This window comes from Labrys sp. 22185 (assembly GCF_052045555.1).
GTDB classification, from domain to species: domain Bacteria; phylum Pseudomonadota; class Alphaproteobacteria; order Rhizobiales; family Labraceae; genus Labrys; species Labrys neptuniae.
This window is the reverse complement of record NZ_JBQEPH010000015.1, coordinates 128,183-140,996: the sequence shown is the minus strand read 5'-3', so window position 1 is coordinate 140,996 and position 12,814 is coordinate 128,183. Positions and strand designations below refer to the sequence as shown.

The 12,814-nt window shown below is 61.5% G+C and carries 16 protein-coding genes and 1 tRNA gene; 5 read left to right on the top strand and 12 right to left on the bottom strand.

The features are described from left to right. Window positions 1-33: 33 nt before the first annotated feature. The 4 genes from aroQ to ACTJKX_RS24985 all read right to left on the bottom strand — a co-directional run bounded on the left by aroQ (window position 34) and on the right by ACTJKX_RS24985 (window position 2,720). Window positions 34-477 (bottom strand): type II 3-dehydroquinate dehydratase, encoded by a 444-nt coding sequence (gene aroQ, locus ACTJKX_RS25000; protein WP_068296342.1) that lies wholly within the window; start codon window positions 475-477, stop codon window positions 34-36. Window positions 478-623: 146 nt separating this feature from the next. Then, window positions 624-1,388, bottom strand: coding sequence for a DsbA family protein (locus tag ACTJKX_RS24995; protein ID WP_367623063.1), 765 nt, complete (start codon window positions 1,386-1,388; stop codon window positions 624-626). Window positions 1,389-1,647: 259 nt separating this feature from the next. After that, a complete protein-coding gene (locus ACTJKX_RS24990; protein ID WP_311935079.1) occupies window positions 1,648-2,178 on the bottom strand; it encodes a YceD family protein in 531 nt (176 codons plus the stop codon). Beyond that, complete coding sequence (locus ACTJKX_RS24985) at window positions 2,175-2,720, bottom strand: ubiquinol-cytochrome C chaperone family protein (protein WP_440726884.1); 546 nt, start codon at window positions 2,718-2,720, stop codon at window positions 2,175-2,177. Before ACTJKX_RS24985 ends, ACTJKX_RS24990 begins: the two co-directional genes overlap by 4 nt. 218 nt (window positions 2,721-2,938) lie before the next feature. Between ACTJKX_RS24985 and ACTJKX_RS24980 the strand changes: the two genes are divergently transcribed. After that, entirely contained in the window at window positions 2,939-3,415 is a 477-nt protein-coding gene (locus ACTJKX_RS24980; protein ID WP_311935076.1) for an outer membrane protein assembly factor BamE, read from the top strand. A gap of 127 nt (window positions 3,416-3,542) precedes the next feature. Here ACTJKX_RS24980 and ACTJKX_RS24975 read toward each other — a convergent pair whose 3' ends face one another. Both ACTJKX_RS24975 and ACTJKX_RS24970 read right to left on the bottom strand, forming a co-directional pair. Continuing rightward, window positions 3,543-3,989 carry a GtrA family protein gene (locus tag ACTJKX_RS24975; protein WP_394308348.1) on the bottom strand — a complete coding sequence of 149 codons (447 nt, stop codon included), beginning with the start codon at window positions 3,987-3,989 and terminating at the stop codon, window positions 3,543-3,545. Then, window positions 3,973-4,902, bottom strand: coding sequence for a glycosyltransferase family 2 protein (locus ACTJKX_RS24970; RefSeq protein WP_440726883.1), 930 nt, complete (start codon window positions 4,900-4,902; stop codon window positions 3,973-3,975). The genes ACTJKX_RS24975 and ACTJKX_RS24970 overlap by 17 nt, the downstream gene beginning before the upstream one ends. A gap of 550 nt (window positions 4,903-5,452) precedes the next feature. Here ACTJKX_RS24970 and ACTJKX_RS24965 point away from each other — a divergent pair. Together ACTJKX_RS24965 and ACTJKX_RS24960 are read left to right on the top strand one after the other, a co-directional pair. Continuing rightward, entirely contained in the window at window positions 5,453-5,665 is a 213-nt protein-coding gene (locus ACTJKX_RS24965; RefSeq protein WP_068296022.1) for a cold-shock protein, read from the top strand. 241 nt (window positions 5,666-5,906) lie between these two features. Further along, window positions 5,907-6,086 carry a hypothetical protein gene (locus ACTJKX_RS24960; protein WP_311935068.1) on the top strand — a complete coding sequence of 60 codons (180 nt, stop codon included), beginning with the start codon at window positions 5,907-5,909 and terminating at the stop codon, window positions 6,084-6,086. A gap of 238 nt (window positions 6,087-6,324) precedes the next feature. Here the strand turns inward: ACTJKX_RS24960 and ACTJKX_RS24955 are convergent, their stop codons facing one another. From ACTJKX_RS24955 to ACTJKX_RS24940, 4 genes are all read right to left on the bottom strand, one after another. Beyond that, the gene (locus ACTJKX_RS24955) at window positions 6,325-6,549 is read right to left on the bottom strand and encodes a hypothetical protein (protein ID WP_440726882.1); all 225 of its coding nucleotides are present in this window, start codon (window positions 6,547-6,549) and stop codon (window positions 6,325-6,327) included. Window positions 6,550-6,599: 50 nt separating this feature from the next. After that, a complete protein-coding gene (locus tag ACTJKX_RS24950) occupies window positions 6,600-7,016 on the bottom strand; it encodes a hypothetical protein (protein ID WP_394308352.1) in 417 nt (138 codons plus the stop codon). Window positions 7,017-7,138: 122 nt separating this feature from the next. Continuing rightward, entirely contained in the window at window positions 7,139-7,429 is a 291-nt protein-coding gene (locus tag ACTJKX_RS24945) for a putative quinol monooxygenase (protein ID WP_440726881.1), read from the bottom strand. A gap of 108 nt (window positions 7,430-7,537) precedes the next feature. Then, window positions 7,538-7,615, bottom strand: a tRNA-Pro gene (locus ACTJKX_RS24940). A 261-nt stretch (window positions 7,616-7,876) separates the two neighbouring features. On the opposite strand from ACTJKX_RS24940, the gene ACTJKX_RS24935 reads away from it, so the two are divergent. Further along, on the top strand, window positions 7,877-8,260 hold the full coding sequence (locus tag ACTJKX_RS24935; RefSeq protein WP_440726880.1) for a hypothetical protein: 384 nt from the start codon (window positions 7,877-7,879) through the stop codon (window positions 8,258-8,260). Between the two features lie 185 nt (window positions 8,261-8,445). Here the strand turns inward: ACTJKX_RS24935 and ACTJKX_RS24930 are convergent, their stop codons facing one another. Continuing rightward, on the bottom strand, window positions 8,446-8,793 hold the full coding sequence (locus ACTJKX_RS24930) for a GCG_CRPN prefix-to-repeats domain-containing protein (protein ID WP_440726879.1): 348 nt from the start codon (window positions 8,791-8,793) through the stop codon (window positions 8,446-8,448). A gap of 113 nt (window positions 8,794-8,906) precedes the next feature. Further along, entirely contained in the window at window positions 8,907-10,334 is a 1,428-nt protein-coding gene (cysG, locus tag ACTJKX_RS24925; RefSeq protein ID WP_440726878.1) for a siroheme synthase CysG, read from the bottom strand. 924 nt (window positions 10,335-11,258) lie between these two features. Between cysG and proS the strand changes: the two genes are divergently transcribed. Continuing rightward, the gene (proS, locus tag ACTJKX_RS24920; RefSeq protein WP_440726877.1) at window positions 11,259-12,578 is read left to right on the top strand and encodes a proline--tRNA ligase; all 1,320 of its coding nucleotides are present in this window, start codon (window positions 11,259-11,261) and stop codon (window positions 12,576-12,578) included. Window positions 12,579-12,814: the final 236 nt, after the last annotated feature.

Below are 12,814 nucleotides of genomic sequence, written 5' to 3'. Positions count from 1 at the left end.
CCTTGCGTTTCCGCGGGGCCGAGGCCCCGTCATTCATTGAGCCGATACGCTCGAAGCCAATGCTTCGAGGGCAAGTTCATAGCCCTTGGGGCCAAATCCGCAGATCACGCCCTTGGCTGCCGGCGAGACCCAGGAATGGTGCCGGAAACTTTCGCGCGCGAACACGTTGGATAGATGCAATTCGATTACCGGCAGGCTAACGGCCTTGATCGCATCGTGGAGAGCGATCGAGGTATGGGTGAGGGCGCCGGGATTGATGATCAATCCGACCGCACCCTTGTGATAGGCCTCGTGCACCCAGTCGAGCAGTACGCCCTCATGGTTGGTCTGCCGGAATTCGATGGTAAGACCCAATTGCTCGGCGCGCGCCCGGGCCAGTTTCTCGATGCCGTTGAGGTCGAGCGTGCCGTAGACGGACGTTTCACGCACACCCAGCATGTTGAGATTGGGGCCATTCAGAATGTAGACGAGCGCCATGCTTGCCATCAGGACCATAAATTGAAAGCCCGAAGCTTGCTGCAACGGGCCTTTTGCTGCGAACGCCCCTTATAGGGCGCCCGATCCAGGAAGGCAAAGCCGACGGCGAAAAACCGCCGGCTTTGTTGGAGAAGGGCCTGTCCGGCTCAACCGCAGGCGGTTTGGCCGCATTTGCGCAGCGAATCGATCTTGGACTTCAAGGCATCGTAGCCGACGGCACCGGGGGTGATCTCGCTGCCGAGCACGTAAGAGGGCGTGCCGTTGATGCCCAATGCCTCGCCCAGCTGCATCGTGCTGGTCAGTCCCTTGAGCAGAGCCGGATCTTTCATGTCGGCCTGGAGCTTGGTCATGTCGACGCCGGAATCCTGGGCGACCTGCAAGGCGCGGTCCTTGCCCACGGCGCCGCGCGTGCCGAGCAGGACTTGGTGGAACTCCAGGAACTTGTCGCCCTGCAACTGCTTCTTGACGGCGAGGGCAACAATGGCTGCTTCCTTGGAGCCTTCGCTCAGGATCGGGTAGTCGCGCAGCACCACCTTGAGCTTCTTGTCGGTATCGAGCAGCTTGACCATGTCGGCCAGTCCGCGCTTGCAGTAGCCGCAATTGTAGTCGAAGAACTCGACCAAGGTGACATCGCCTTCGGGATTACCGAGCACGGCGTTCTGCGACCCGTTGAGGATGGTGTCCATGCTGTCGGAGAGCAGCTTCTTCTGGCGCTCGGCCGTCGCCGCTTCCTGCTTGGCCTGCATGGCGTTGATGGCGTCGACGATGACCTCGGGATGCTCCATCAGGTAATTCTTGACGATTGCCTCGACCGCGGGCTTGTCCAGCGGTTCGGCAGCGAGGGCAGGCTGGCCGGATGCGAGCAAGCCAATGCCGAGTGCAACCCCGGCCATCAGACGCTTCAACGACATATACTTCTCCAAAAGGCAGAAATCCCAGGAGCCAAGCGCGTTTTAGCGAAACGCGCCTTGCTCTCACTCTTTGGTTCGGCGCGTCCTTGCGATTTGATGTCCTTCGTTCAAACCACAAAACGCTTTGGGACGTGGATAGGTCCAGGCCCGTAACGGATCAATGAATCGCAGCTCAGGGACGTGCGATCTCACACAATCGTGTTCGATCGAAGGCATTCACGGAGGCTTTTGCCGGTTCTCGGCAGAATTAGCCTTGCCTTCAGGAATCCTTGTCCTTCAGCCTGTTGAGCGCGGCGAAGGGGGAAAGGCCCGCCTCGTCTCCGTCGCCCTCGAAGGTGGCGCCCGGCTTGCGGGGATAGGGATCGAGCGCCAGAGCGAGGAATTCGCTGACGACGGCGCCGAGATCGATGGTGTCGCCGACCAGCAGGTCTGGCGGATCTTCGGCTTCCGGATCGTTCAATTCGGCCAGATCGAATTCGGCATTGGGATCCTGCCCATCCGGCGAGAAGCGGATGTCGACGGGAGCCTCGACCTTGCTCTCGAACGGTTCTGCCGTGACGACGCAGATCTGGGTTATCTGGGCAAGAATGGTTCCCTCGACCGCCAGCCCATCCTTGCGGAAGGGCGTGACGTGGAGCTTGGCCGTCAGGGCCGCGACATCCGGAAGGCCAAGCTGGCGGGCGACGGCCCTGCGCTCGTCTTCGTTCGTCTCGATCATGAAATGGCGGCCCGTGGCCGGAATCTCGCGCAGATGGACCGGACGCGAGAAGTGGGGCGTTGGATTGGTCATGCGCTCTCACCTAGGGCTGGAGTGGGGAAGGGTAGGGAGCCGCTGGCAAGGCTCGCCAGGGAAGCGTCGGCAAGGGCCCTGGAAGCGCGCCGGACATAGCCTGCGAGGGCCCGCGCCTGAGGCAACCTCTCTTCGTCGCGGGCATAGACGTTGCGCAGGAGGACCTGGGTGAGTTCCTCGTCATCCGGCCTATGCAGGGCATTGCCATAGGATGAGGAGCATCCCGTATAGATGTCGGCGATCTTGCGCATCTTCTTGGGGACGGCGAGGTCGCCGACGCCCATTTCCCGCATGGCTCGGTCGAGCTCGGCGAAGAAGCGGTCGCAAACGCCCTGGGCAATCTCGCGGATCTCGCCCTGCTCATCGTTGAGCCGATGCATGAGCAGGAACAGATGCAGCAGCATCATGTCCGTACGCCCTTCCACCGTGTCGGGGACGCGACCCTCGACGAACAGGGCGGGATCGCGGCCCTGGGCCACGATCTGGTCGTAGAGGCGGGCAATCTGCGCGTCGCGCGCTCTATTGCGAAACAGGCCGAACATGAGCTCCTTCACCAGCAGGGGTCTTCGACCGGTGTTCCGCGGGGCGGCACCGTGGCGGTGCCCTGGTACGATCCGGTCGAAGACCGCACTCTATAACGGATGCTCCATATAAGTGGATGCTCTCTGAGCGCCAAGGTTGAATTTCGTGCGCGAGCGGGTTACGCCAGAACCCACGCGACGATGTGGCGAACGAGCCTGTGTGCCCGATGGAGGCCAAAGTGAGTATAGTTGTGTTGCCCCCCCGTTTCCGGTCTCCCGCGCTGGCGGCCGCTGTCGTCATCTCCCTGGCCGGGCTGCTGCAGAGCTGCGGTTCGATCGGCGAGACCAATGTGCACGGCATCGTGGTGACGGAGAGTACCTTGTCGGCGATCAAGCCGGGCACGTCCCAGGCCCAGGTGCTCGATGCACTCGGCACGCCCTCCACCCAGTCCACGCTGGACGGCCAGGCCTGGTACTATGTGTCTCAGACCACGTCCCGCCCGGTGGCCTTCCTGTCTCCGCATGTGACCGACCGTAACGTGCTGGCCGTCTACTTCACCAATGGCCGGGTGTCGCGCGTCGCCAATTACGGCCTGAAGGACGGCGTGGTATTCGATTCGATCACCCGTACGACGCCGACGGCCGGCGGCGACCTCAACTTCGTCACGCAGCTCGCACGCGGCATGACGGCGGGTATTCCGGGCTTCGGTCGATAACGAGTTCAACGGCAGAGCGGGAAGCGCCTGGTCCCAGGCTCTTCCTTGCCGCGGGTCTTCGTTTTCAATTGACTTTGCAAACAGCGGTGATTGCGTCAGGCCGTATGGCCTGGCGTGGGAGCAGGCTTCATGCCGCTTCGTCCGGCCCGCGGGCCTTCGGCGTGAAGACCGCCTTGAAATAACTCCAGAAATTCAGGGTCATCGACAGCGCGACGGCAATTGCCACCGCCAGCACCGGCCAGCGTGCAAAAGGCCCGCCGAGCGTGACCAGCGCCATGAAGGTACCGAGATTGACCAAAGCGGCCAGCGCGCTCGCGGACAGGTAGCGCAGGAACTCGGCCGCGATGTCGGAGCCGGCGCGGTCGCCGAAGGCCAGCGAGCGGTTGATCAGCCAGGTCACCACCACGGCACCGGCAAACGAGGCCAGGCGCGCCAGGCGAGCATCGAGGCTGAGATTGACCAGAATGGTCAGGATGCCGGCATCGAAGGTGAAGCCGACGAAACCGGCCAGGGCAAAACAGCATAGCCGCCAACGCAGAGATCTGCCGGGAGGTGGTTCAGTGGACGGGCGCATAGCGCAAATAATGCAGCCGCTTGAGCTCCCTTCGCCCACGCGTGACCGTATCGAGGATCATGCCGGAAAAGAAGGCGATGATAGCCGACAGCATCAAGCCGGTGGCGAGCACGGCCGTGGGCAGGCGCGGCACGGAGCCGTATTCGAGATATTCCACCACCACCGGGGTGGCGGCGACAAGGGACGACAGAGCCAGCACGCCGGCGAGCAGGCTGAAGAAGAGCAGCGGCCTTTCCTCCTTCACCAGCTTGGCGATGAGCTTGAGAATGCGCATGCCGTCCTGCACGGTGCGCAGTTTGCTCTGCGAACCGGCCGGCCGCTCTCCATAGACCGTCTCGACCTCGCCGAGCGGAAGCGACATTTCGAGAGCATGCACGAGCAGTTCGGTTTCGATCTCGAAACCGGTCGAGAGGGCAGGGAATGTCTTGACGAAGCGCCGGGACATCGCCTTGTAGCCCGACAGCATGTCACGCGAGGACGAGCCGAAGAATCGCGTGACCAGGCGGGTGAGCATCCGGTTGCCGAAACGATGTCCGGGGCGGTAGGCCGTTTCGCCATTGGCCACGCGCACCCCGTTGACGAGATCGAGGGGCCCGGCGCGCAGGGCCGCGACCAGCGCCGGAGCACTGGCGGGATCGTAGGTGTTGTCACCGTCGACGATGATATAGATGTCGGCCTCGATATCCGCGAACATGCGGCGGATCACGTGCCCCTTGCCCTGGCGGGCTTCATGGCGCACCACGGCCCCGGCTTCCTCTGCCAGGCGCGCGGTATCGTCGCTGGAATTGTTGTCATAGACATAGATGACGGCTGACGGCAGCTGCGCGCGAAACCGCTGGATGACGGACTGGATGGAGACCGCCTCATTGTAGCAGGGCACCAAAATCGCGATCGTCGGATCCGCCCCCTCCATCGTTTCCTCGATCCTTCGCCTGCCTTCACGGTCCCGTCCTTATAGACGCAAGCGGGATCAGGGCGCCAACCGCACCGCGTCATGGTTAAGGCCATTTGCCGCGCTTGGGCGGGGGAAGGGTGTGACGTGGGCAGTCTCAGCGGCGATTTTGGGGCGGAGCGAATGCTCTTCCAGCGAAAAGTCAGAGGATTGTGTGGCAGGAAAGTGATTTGAAGCGTAGTGAATCCATAAGAATAGGATCATGTGTGTGCTGCGGAATTACCGCTTCGATGTTCTGCTCGGAAGATTTCGGCTGAATTGGCACTATATTGTTATTGGCGTTTCAGAAAAGCGAAGCAGATCGCAAAAACGTCCATTTTGTCGCAGGTTTGTCTTGACCGCTGGTTTCCAATCGGGCAGCCTATCGGCATCGATTTTCGGCCGAACGACTTGGCCTCGCGTCGCGGCGCTCGCTGGATGCGTGCTGACAAGCTCTCACCAAAATTCGACACTCGCTGGGTCCGCGTCATCGCGGGCTTTGGCTTTCACTACGTTGAAGGAATAGCTCACGATGAGCACAGGTACCGTGAAGTGGTTCAACGCCCAGAAGGGCTACGGTTTCATTCAGCCCGATGATGGCTCCAAGGACGTGTTCGTCCACATCAGCGCGGTTGAACGGGCCGGCCTGTATGAGCTGCGCGAAGGCCAGAAGATCAGCTATGAGCTGGTCCAGGATCGCCGCTCGGGCAAGTTGGCCGCTGACCAGCTCCAGGCCGCGGCCTAAGCGACCCATAGAGTCTTTCGGTATACCGTCAGATTTTCAGGAAAAGCCGGCGCGGCAGCAGCCGGCTTTTCTTTTGGTTGCGATGCAGCAACATGTGTGCATTGCAAGATGGCGCTGAGTTCCGGCAACCGACAGCGATTTAAACTTGAAGGATAGTAGGAACAAGCGCAGAATTCAGGCGTTCAAGTCAGGGGCTGAGTCCCTCATGGCCGGATCAGACACCGGCTGATGGAGGTTCGTCATGGATCTGAGTGAAATGATCACGGGTTTTCTGGTTGTCCTGGTGATCGCAATTTTGATTATCGATACGGTGATTGATTGGCGTTCGCCGGCCAAGGCCGCGAAGCAAGCGAGACAGATTGCTGCTCCGGGCAAGCACAGCCTCGATCCGAAGATCGGCTGCGACATCGTCTGGTGCTGAACGCCTACGCACTGTGACGCGACGACCGTGACGTGAGCCGTCCGGCGGACGGGGAGGTTTGTGTGTCGCGCGCCCCGGTGATTGCACTACAGGCGCAGCACAATCCTTTTGACAACTGCTGCAGCAGGAGTGCCGCATGGAGGCGAGGCCACCGTGTGTTTTCACGCATGGCGGCTGACAATCTCGCTGACGATAAGGGATTGCGCTGGCCGGGCGCGGAGACTTGCAAGGCCGGTCCTCACTCAACCGGCTTGCGAAGCACCTTGTCCCTCGCGCCAGGCAGAGGCCGTTCGCCAAAACCACGCGCATAGCCGCGTGATACGCTGGCTGTCAGCGCCGCGATCGCATCGTCCCGCTCGGCGAGTTCGGCCTTGAGATGATCCACCATCGCGACCAAGGCCTGAACGGCGACGCGTGCATCGCCTCCGCAAGTGGCGATTGCTTGGTCGGCATCGCGCTGCACTATTTCGGCCTCCTGGGACAGGAATGGCTCCAGGCCTGCGGGCCGCCCGTTCATGGCTTGCCGGAGAGGCTGAGAGGATTGCCTGCCGCCTCCAGCAGGCTCGCCAGACGGTCGAGTTCGTCGTCGAGCCGGACATTGCGGCGAATGGCCCTGCGCAATGCCGTGACGGCATTGCCATCGGTCCGCTTCAATTCGCGGCTGACGATCCAGTCGATCGACACGCCTTGGGCATCGCCATCCACTCTTTCGTGAAGGTCTTCGTCCTCGAGCCGATCGGATTGGCGTTTCAATTCCTCGATCAGCCGGTCCCGGTTGATCAGCGAGGTCTGGGCTTGCCTGGCATACCGGTAGAGTGCCAGTAGGGCTGCGCCGCCGCCGCCCGCCTTTTCGACCAAACGGGCGATCTCCGCGACTTCCTCCGGCCGGGCGGCCAGCCTATGCGTGCCGTCGAAATAACCGTCGAGCATGTCGATTACCTTCGGTTGAGGGCAGGACCTTATGCCCCGAAGGGGGGCTTGTCCAGTATTTTGTTCTCTTTTTGTTCCTAACGAGGAAGGGCGGAAATCGATGCGGAGAGGGAGCGCCTTGCTCAGGCCTCGAACGAGTCCATTAGAATATAGCTGCCCGGTTGGCGCTGATATGCATCGATCTGCGGAACCAGTTGCTTGAAACGTTCGGTACTGCAATGGGCGTCGAGGGAGGCGCGATCCGGCCATGCCTCGATGAAAACGAAATGCCCAGGGTCTTTCTGGTCGATGAAAAGGTCATAGGCGATGCAATGTTCTTCCTGGCGCGTCTTGGCGACCAGTTCCCTGTAGAGGGGAAGCACGGCATCCACATGTTCGGGCTTTATGAAATCCTGAGCGATGACTTTCAGCATCGGGAGCCCAAGGGGCGGCCCTTTGTGCCCGCAGGGCAGGGGACCCTACGCGCTTGCGCTCCTTCGCTCCAGGCGAAGGGCGGGCATATTCAAGATATTCAGGAAAAATGGTCGGAGCGAGAGGATTCGAACCTCCGACCCCTAGTCCCCCAGACTAGTGCGCTAACCGGGCTGCGCTACGCTCCGACGCTCATTGAGCGTGGGCTGAATAGGGTTTTTCGCTCCGATGCGCAAGCCCCGATTTCAGTTTCTCGTCATATGAGAGACATGAAATGCACAGGCCTGGCAGGCGGAAGCGCGCGCACCAGAAATATGAGGAAGAATTTCCCGCTATCTATGAATGCTCCGGCTGCCGCCATAGATTGCGGGAGGGGATCGCCTCTGGCGTGGAACGAACGTTTCCCGCGCTGCGTTTATACCGCGCTGGATTCGCTCGAGGAGCGTGTGATGAGACAATGGGTTATTGCCGCTTATGCAGCAGCCATGGGCCTTGCTTCAGCGGGCCTTGCTGCTGCACCTGCTGCCGCCATGCCGTTGACGCCTGCGGCTGGCGCAGAAAATCCCCTGTTGCAAACGGTGACGGATGGTTGCCCGCGTAACTATTATCGCAGCTATGGACGCTGTGTCCCCAACAGCCGGGGTTATCGGGGGCCGCGTTACGGCGACGGTTATGCCGACGCGCCGCGATATTATGTGCGTCCCTATTATGACAGTCCGGGCTACTTCGATGGCCCCGGCTATTACGATGGCCCGCGCTATTGGGCCGCTCCGCGCCGCTGCCCGCCCGGCAGGTATCCGGGTTTGTACGGCCGCTGCGTGTCGGGCTGGTGATCTCGGTTCGACAGGCCATCCGTAGGATCGTCCGCAGATGGACTTCCCCGGCGTGAGAGCACGGGTTTTCCTTGAAGCGGATGTCCCTCTGGTGGCCCCCAAAAAAACCGGCAAGGACAGGCCTTGCCGGGTTCGGTGAGACGGTGAAATCTCGTGCCGCCTGCTGGCTCGATGGGGCAGGTGGCTCAATAGACCGGATGGCAGGCGGCGCCACGGGGGCCGAGGCGCGTGCCCGGCGGGCAGACGCGACCATAGCCGCTGCGATTAGCCGGGACCGACCCGCGGCGATAGACTGGTGGGCGGCCGTAATTGGGGGCAGGACGATAGGCCGGGGCAGGGCGGATACCGTAATTATTGGGTACGCAGCGACCCCAACGGTTGGGCGCATAGCCACGTCCACAGCCATAGGCGACTGTCTCGGCGAGGCCGCTATCCGCACCGACGGCAGGGTTGGCCGGCATCGCCGAGGCACCGCTTGAGAAACCCGCAAAACCGATCGTGGCCAGGGCGGCCGCGAGAATCAATTTCTTCATCAAATGCTCCTGTCGTTCATTCGCCCGGCGGGCGCGCGAATCTGCGGCTCACCATTGGACCATGGTCGCAAACGTTTCCTTAACGGAAGCTGTACCGCGCAGACCGCTGCCGTTCAGCTTGGGCGGTCGGGTCTCGCTTCGGACATGGCTTGGCCGAGCAGGATGATGCAGGGGCCGTCGAGCTGATTTGCGGCAAAAACGCCGGCCATTTCACCGATCGTGGTGTGAAAGCGGCGCTCGCGCACGTGGGTGGCATATTCCACGATGATGGCCGGCGTATCGACGGCCATGCCGGCCTCGAGCAGGCGCGTGGCGACCTCGGCGACGACAAGCTTGCCCATATAGATGGCGGTAGTGGCGGCCGGGTCGGCAAGCGACTTCCAATCGAGATCGTCCGGCAGCTTGCCGTTCTTGGCATGGGCAGTGATGTATTGCAGGCGTCGGGCATGGTCCCGATGGGTGAGGGAGACTTCAAGGCTCGCGGCAGCGCCGGACGCTGCGGTGATGCCAGGAATGACCTCGACGGCGACGCCAGCCGCGCGGCAGGCTGCGATTTCCTCGCCGGCCCGTCCGAATATCAAGGGGTCGCCGCCTTTCAGCCGTACCACGCGCTTGCCGTCCCTGGCCAGGGAGACCATGAGCGCATTGATATCGTCCTGCTTGCAGGACGGGCGATGCCCGCGCTTGCCGGTGATGATGCGCTCAGCCTCGCGGCGAGCGAAATCGAGCACTTCCTGCGAGACTAGGTCGTCGTGCAGGATGACATCCGCCGATTGCAGGGCGCGCACCGCTTTCAAGGTCAGCAGTTCCGGATCTCCAGGGCCTGCTCCCACCAGGGCGACACTGCCCAGTGCCGGATTTCTTTCCTGCTGTTCGATACCGGCCAATAGGTCGGCGCGTTCGGCTTCGCCCGGCGTGCGGTCGGGATGCCGGAAGGCCGCATTGACGAAACGCTCCCAGATCGTCCTGCGGGCCTGCAGGGAGAGATCCCGCGCCTGCACCAGAGGGCGCCAGTTGCGGGCGGCCTCCGCCCATTTCTGGAAACCCGTTGGCAGCAGCATCTCGATTCGGCTGCGGATTGCTTGGGCGAAGACGGGAACGGCGCCGTCGGTCGAAATGCCCACCACCAGCGGCGAGCGATTGACCACCGCACCGAACTGAAAATCGCAGAAGGCCGGCCGGTCTACGATGTTTACCGGCGTTCCCGCCCGGCGCGCGGCGGCGGCAAGGTCGGCGGCCTGCTCGTCGTCCTCGACGTCCGCGACGACGAGGGCGACGCCATCGAGGTCGGCTTCGTGCCAGGAGCGGGCGAGGTGGCGGACACTTGCGTCCTCGCGGGCGCATAACTGCGCCAGGGCATCGTTCGCTTCAGGTGCCGCGATGCGAACTTGGGCGCCGGTTGACGCCAGAAGCTCGGCCTTCCACAAAGCCGCCTGGCTCGCGCCGATGACAAGCACGGGTTTGCCGGTCAGGCGATAGAATACCGGCAATACCGCCAGCGGCGCGATGCGCGCGGGTTGCGAGACAGGGCTACGGCTCATCGATCTACAGGCTCAACGTGCTCAATACAGTCTGGGAGGCGCTGATAACTGCCGGCCTTCGCCTCAGTTCTGCCGCACGTCACACAGCCGTCAAAGGCTAAAGTAAATCGGTCGGGCAGACAATGCGAAGCGAAGCGGAGTTTGAGATCCGGCAGGTTCCTCCTGACCAAAACCGCCGTTCGATCCGGAGAAGTCTCTTTCGGAAAACCCGATTCCTCTCTGTGGCGCTGTCGCCGTTGCGACGGAGGTTCGACCTATCCGACATTGTCACGCGGTTGTCATGGCAAGCCCGCATGATGCAACATGCCGTTACGCAAACGTCAGTGAAAAAAGGCGAGGCTCTCGCGAGCCTCGCCTTATTCTAGACCTCGTCCTAACCCATCTTCCTGAGACTTCCTTCACGCATCTTTGTGCTGTTTGAAGTGTCAGGACGGCTGCTCGACAACGGTTTGTTCACCGGCGGCGCCTGCGGGCTTCCTCCCAAGACTTGGACCCTGACTTCCTTCTACTCATCGCTGAGTTCGGATGCCCTGTCGTTGACGGGACGGACGCTAGACGAAGTTTTTTTGCTTGTCACGTCTTTGTGCAGCGATCGGCACAAAATTAATATCTTTGCTTAAAATTTGTGCGCGTCATTTCGCTAGGCTGTGCTGTTCGTGGGCAGGTTGATGAGCAGGCAGGGTGCATCGCACGGGGCATGTCGGGAGCGAAAACCGCCAAATAATGGCGCTTTTGCTGGTCTTACCCTTGTGTTTTTGCGAGGGATCGGGTCAAGCTGGCACGGACTGGCGATCGGAAGCGATTTGCCGGAGAGGCGTGCCGAGGTTTCGATCAGGCGCGCCTTTTTATCCTGAATCGCGATTTCGCCACATGTGTTACCCGGCGCAGCCAAGGTTCGCCGGCAGCTTGGAGAAGGTCTGTCCTATGCGTTTGAGCCGTTATTTCCTGCCTATTCTGCGCGAGACGCCGAAGGAAGCAGAAATTGTTTCCCATCGTCTGATGCTGCGTGCAGGCATGATCCGTCAGGAAGCGGCTGGAATCTACGCATTGCTGCCACTCGGCCTGCGCGTGGTGAACAAGATCAATACGATCATCCGCGAAGAACAGAATCGCGCCGGCGCCATCGAACTGCTGATGCCGACCATCCAGTCGGCCGACCTGTGGCGCGAAAGCGGGCGCTATGACGATTACGGCAAGGAGATGCTGCGCATCAAGGACCGCCAGGAGCGGGAGATGCTCTACGGGCCGACCAATGAGGAGATGATCACCGAGATCTTCCGCGCCTATGTACGCAGCTACAAGGATCTGCCGCTCAACCTCTACCATATACAATGGAAGTTCCGGGACGAGATCCGTCCCCGCTTCGGCCTGATGCGCGGGCGTGAATTCCTGATGAAGGACGCCTATTCCTTCGACCTCGACCAGGCCGGTGCGCAGCATTCCTACAACAAGATGTTCGTGGCCTATCTTCGCACCTTCGCGCGGCTCGGCCTGACGGCCATCCCCATGGTGGCCGACACCGGCCCGATCGGCGGCAATCTCAGCCATGAGTTCATCATCCTGGCCTCGACCGGGGAGAGCGAAGTGTTCTGCCATCGTGACTATTTGTCGATGGCGCCGCCTTCCGCTGGCACGGATTTCGACGACAAGGCCGGGCTGCAGGCGATCGTCGACCAGTGGACCTCGCTCTATGCGGCAACCGAGGAGAAGCACGACAAGGCTGTCTTCGACGCCCTGCCGGCCGACAAGCAGGTTTCGGCGCGCGGCATCGAGGTCGGGCATATCTTCTATTTCGGCACGAAATATTCGACGCCGATGAAGGCCGTCGTCGCCGGTCCGGACGGCTCCCTCATCCCCGTGCATGGCGGCTCCTACGGCATCGGGCCGACCCGCGTGGCCGGTGCGGCAATCGAGGCGAGCCATGACGAAGCCGGCATCATCTGGCCGGAGGCAATCGCGCCGTTCAAGGTCGGCCTGATCAACCTCAAGCCGGGAGACAGCGCGGTGGATGCAGCCTGCGGCGATCTCTACCTCCAGCTCGGCGCCAAGGGCGTCGATGTGCTGCTCGACGATACCGATGAGAGGCCTGGCGGCAAATTCGCCAAGATGGATCTGATCGGCCTGCCCTGGCAGATCATCGTCGGTCCCAAGAGCCTGGCGGAAGGCAAGGTCGAGGTAAAGAACCGCCGCACAGGCGAACGCCAGTTGCTGACGCCATCGGACGCGCTCGTGCTGGTGAGCTGATCCTGTTTTGCCGTGGCCTGCCGGCCGGTACTATCGACGCCGCGAATGCCCAGGGTATTCGCGGCGTTTTTGCTTCTTATCAAGAAATCGACGTATTTATTTGAATTATAAAACTTAATCTCGATGTGTTCGTTGTGGCTGGGGTGGCTTTGCCGTGATTGGAGCGTCAAAAAAGCCGTGGCAAAGCGAGACATCGCTGAATTTTTGCCGTGCAAACGCCGCGATTCTCGCGGAGT

Excerpts from the sequence above, each read along its gene's own strand:
- aroQ (WP_068296342.1), bottom strand. The coding sequence starts at position 477 with ATGGCGCTCGTCTACATTCTGAATGGCCCCAATCTCAACATGCTGGGT.
- ACTJKX_RS24995 (WP_367623063.1), bottom strand. The coding sequence starts at position 1,388 with ATGTCGTTGAAGCGTCTGATGGCCGGGGTTGCACTCGGCATTGGCTTG.
- ACTJKX_RS24990 (WP_311935079.1), bottom strand. The coding sequence starts at position 2,178 with ATGACCAATCCAACGCCCCACTTCTCGCGTCCGGTCCATCTGCGCGAG.
- ACTJKX_RS24985 (WP_440726884.1), bottom strand. The coding sequence starts at position 2,720 with ATGTTCGGCCTGTTTCGCAATAGAGCGCGCGACGCGCAGATTGCCCGC.
- ACTJKX_RS24975 (WP_394308348.1), bottom strand. The coding sequence starts at position 3,989 with ATGCGCCCGTCCACTGAACCACCTCCCGGCAGATCTCTGCGTTGGCGG.
- ACTJKX_RS24970 (WP_440726883.1), bottom strand. The coding sequence starts at position 4,902 with ATGGAGGGGGCGGATCCGACGATCGCGATTTTGGTGCCCTGCTACAAT.
- ACTJKX_RS24965 (WP_068296022.1), top strand. The coding sequence starts at position 5,453 with ATGAGCACAGGTACCGTGAAGTGGTTCAACGCCCAGAAGGGCTACGGT.
- ACTJKX_RS24960 (WP_311935068.1), top strand. The coding sequence starts at position 5,907 with ATGGATCTGAGTGAAATGATCACGGGTTTTCTGGTTGTCCTGGTGATC.
- ACTJKX_RS24950 (WP_394308352.1), bottom strand. The coding sequence starts at position 7,016 with ATGCTCGACGGTTATTTCGACGGCACGCATAGGCTGGCCGCCCGGCCG.
- ACTJKX_RS24945 (WP_440726881.1), bottom strand. The coding sequence starts at position 7,429 with ATGCTGAAAGTCATCGCTCAGGATTTCATAAAGCCCGAACATGTGGAT.
- ACTJKX_RS24935 (WP_440726880.1), top strand. The coding sequence starts at position 7,877 with ATGAGACAATGGGTTATTGCCGCTTATGCAGCAGCCATGGGCCTTGCT.
- ACTJKX_RS24930 (WP_440726879.1), bottom strand. The coding sequence starts at position 8,793 with ATGAAGAAATTGATTCTCGCGGCCGCCCTGGCCACGATCGGTTTTGCG.
- cysG (WP_440726878.1), bottom strand. The coding sequence starts at position 10,334 with ATGAGCCGTAGCCCTGTCTCGCAACCCGCGCGCATCGCGCCGCTGGCG.
- proS (WP_440726877.1), top strand. The coding sequence starts at position 11,259 with ATGCGTTTGAGCCGTTATTTCCTGCCTATTCTGCGCGAGACGCCGAAG.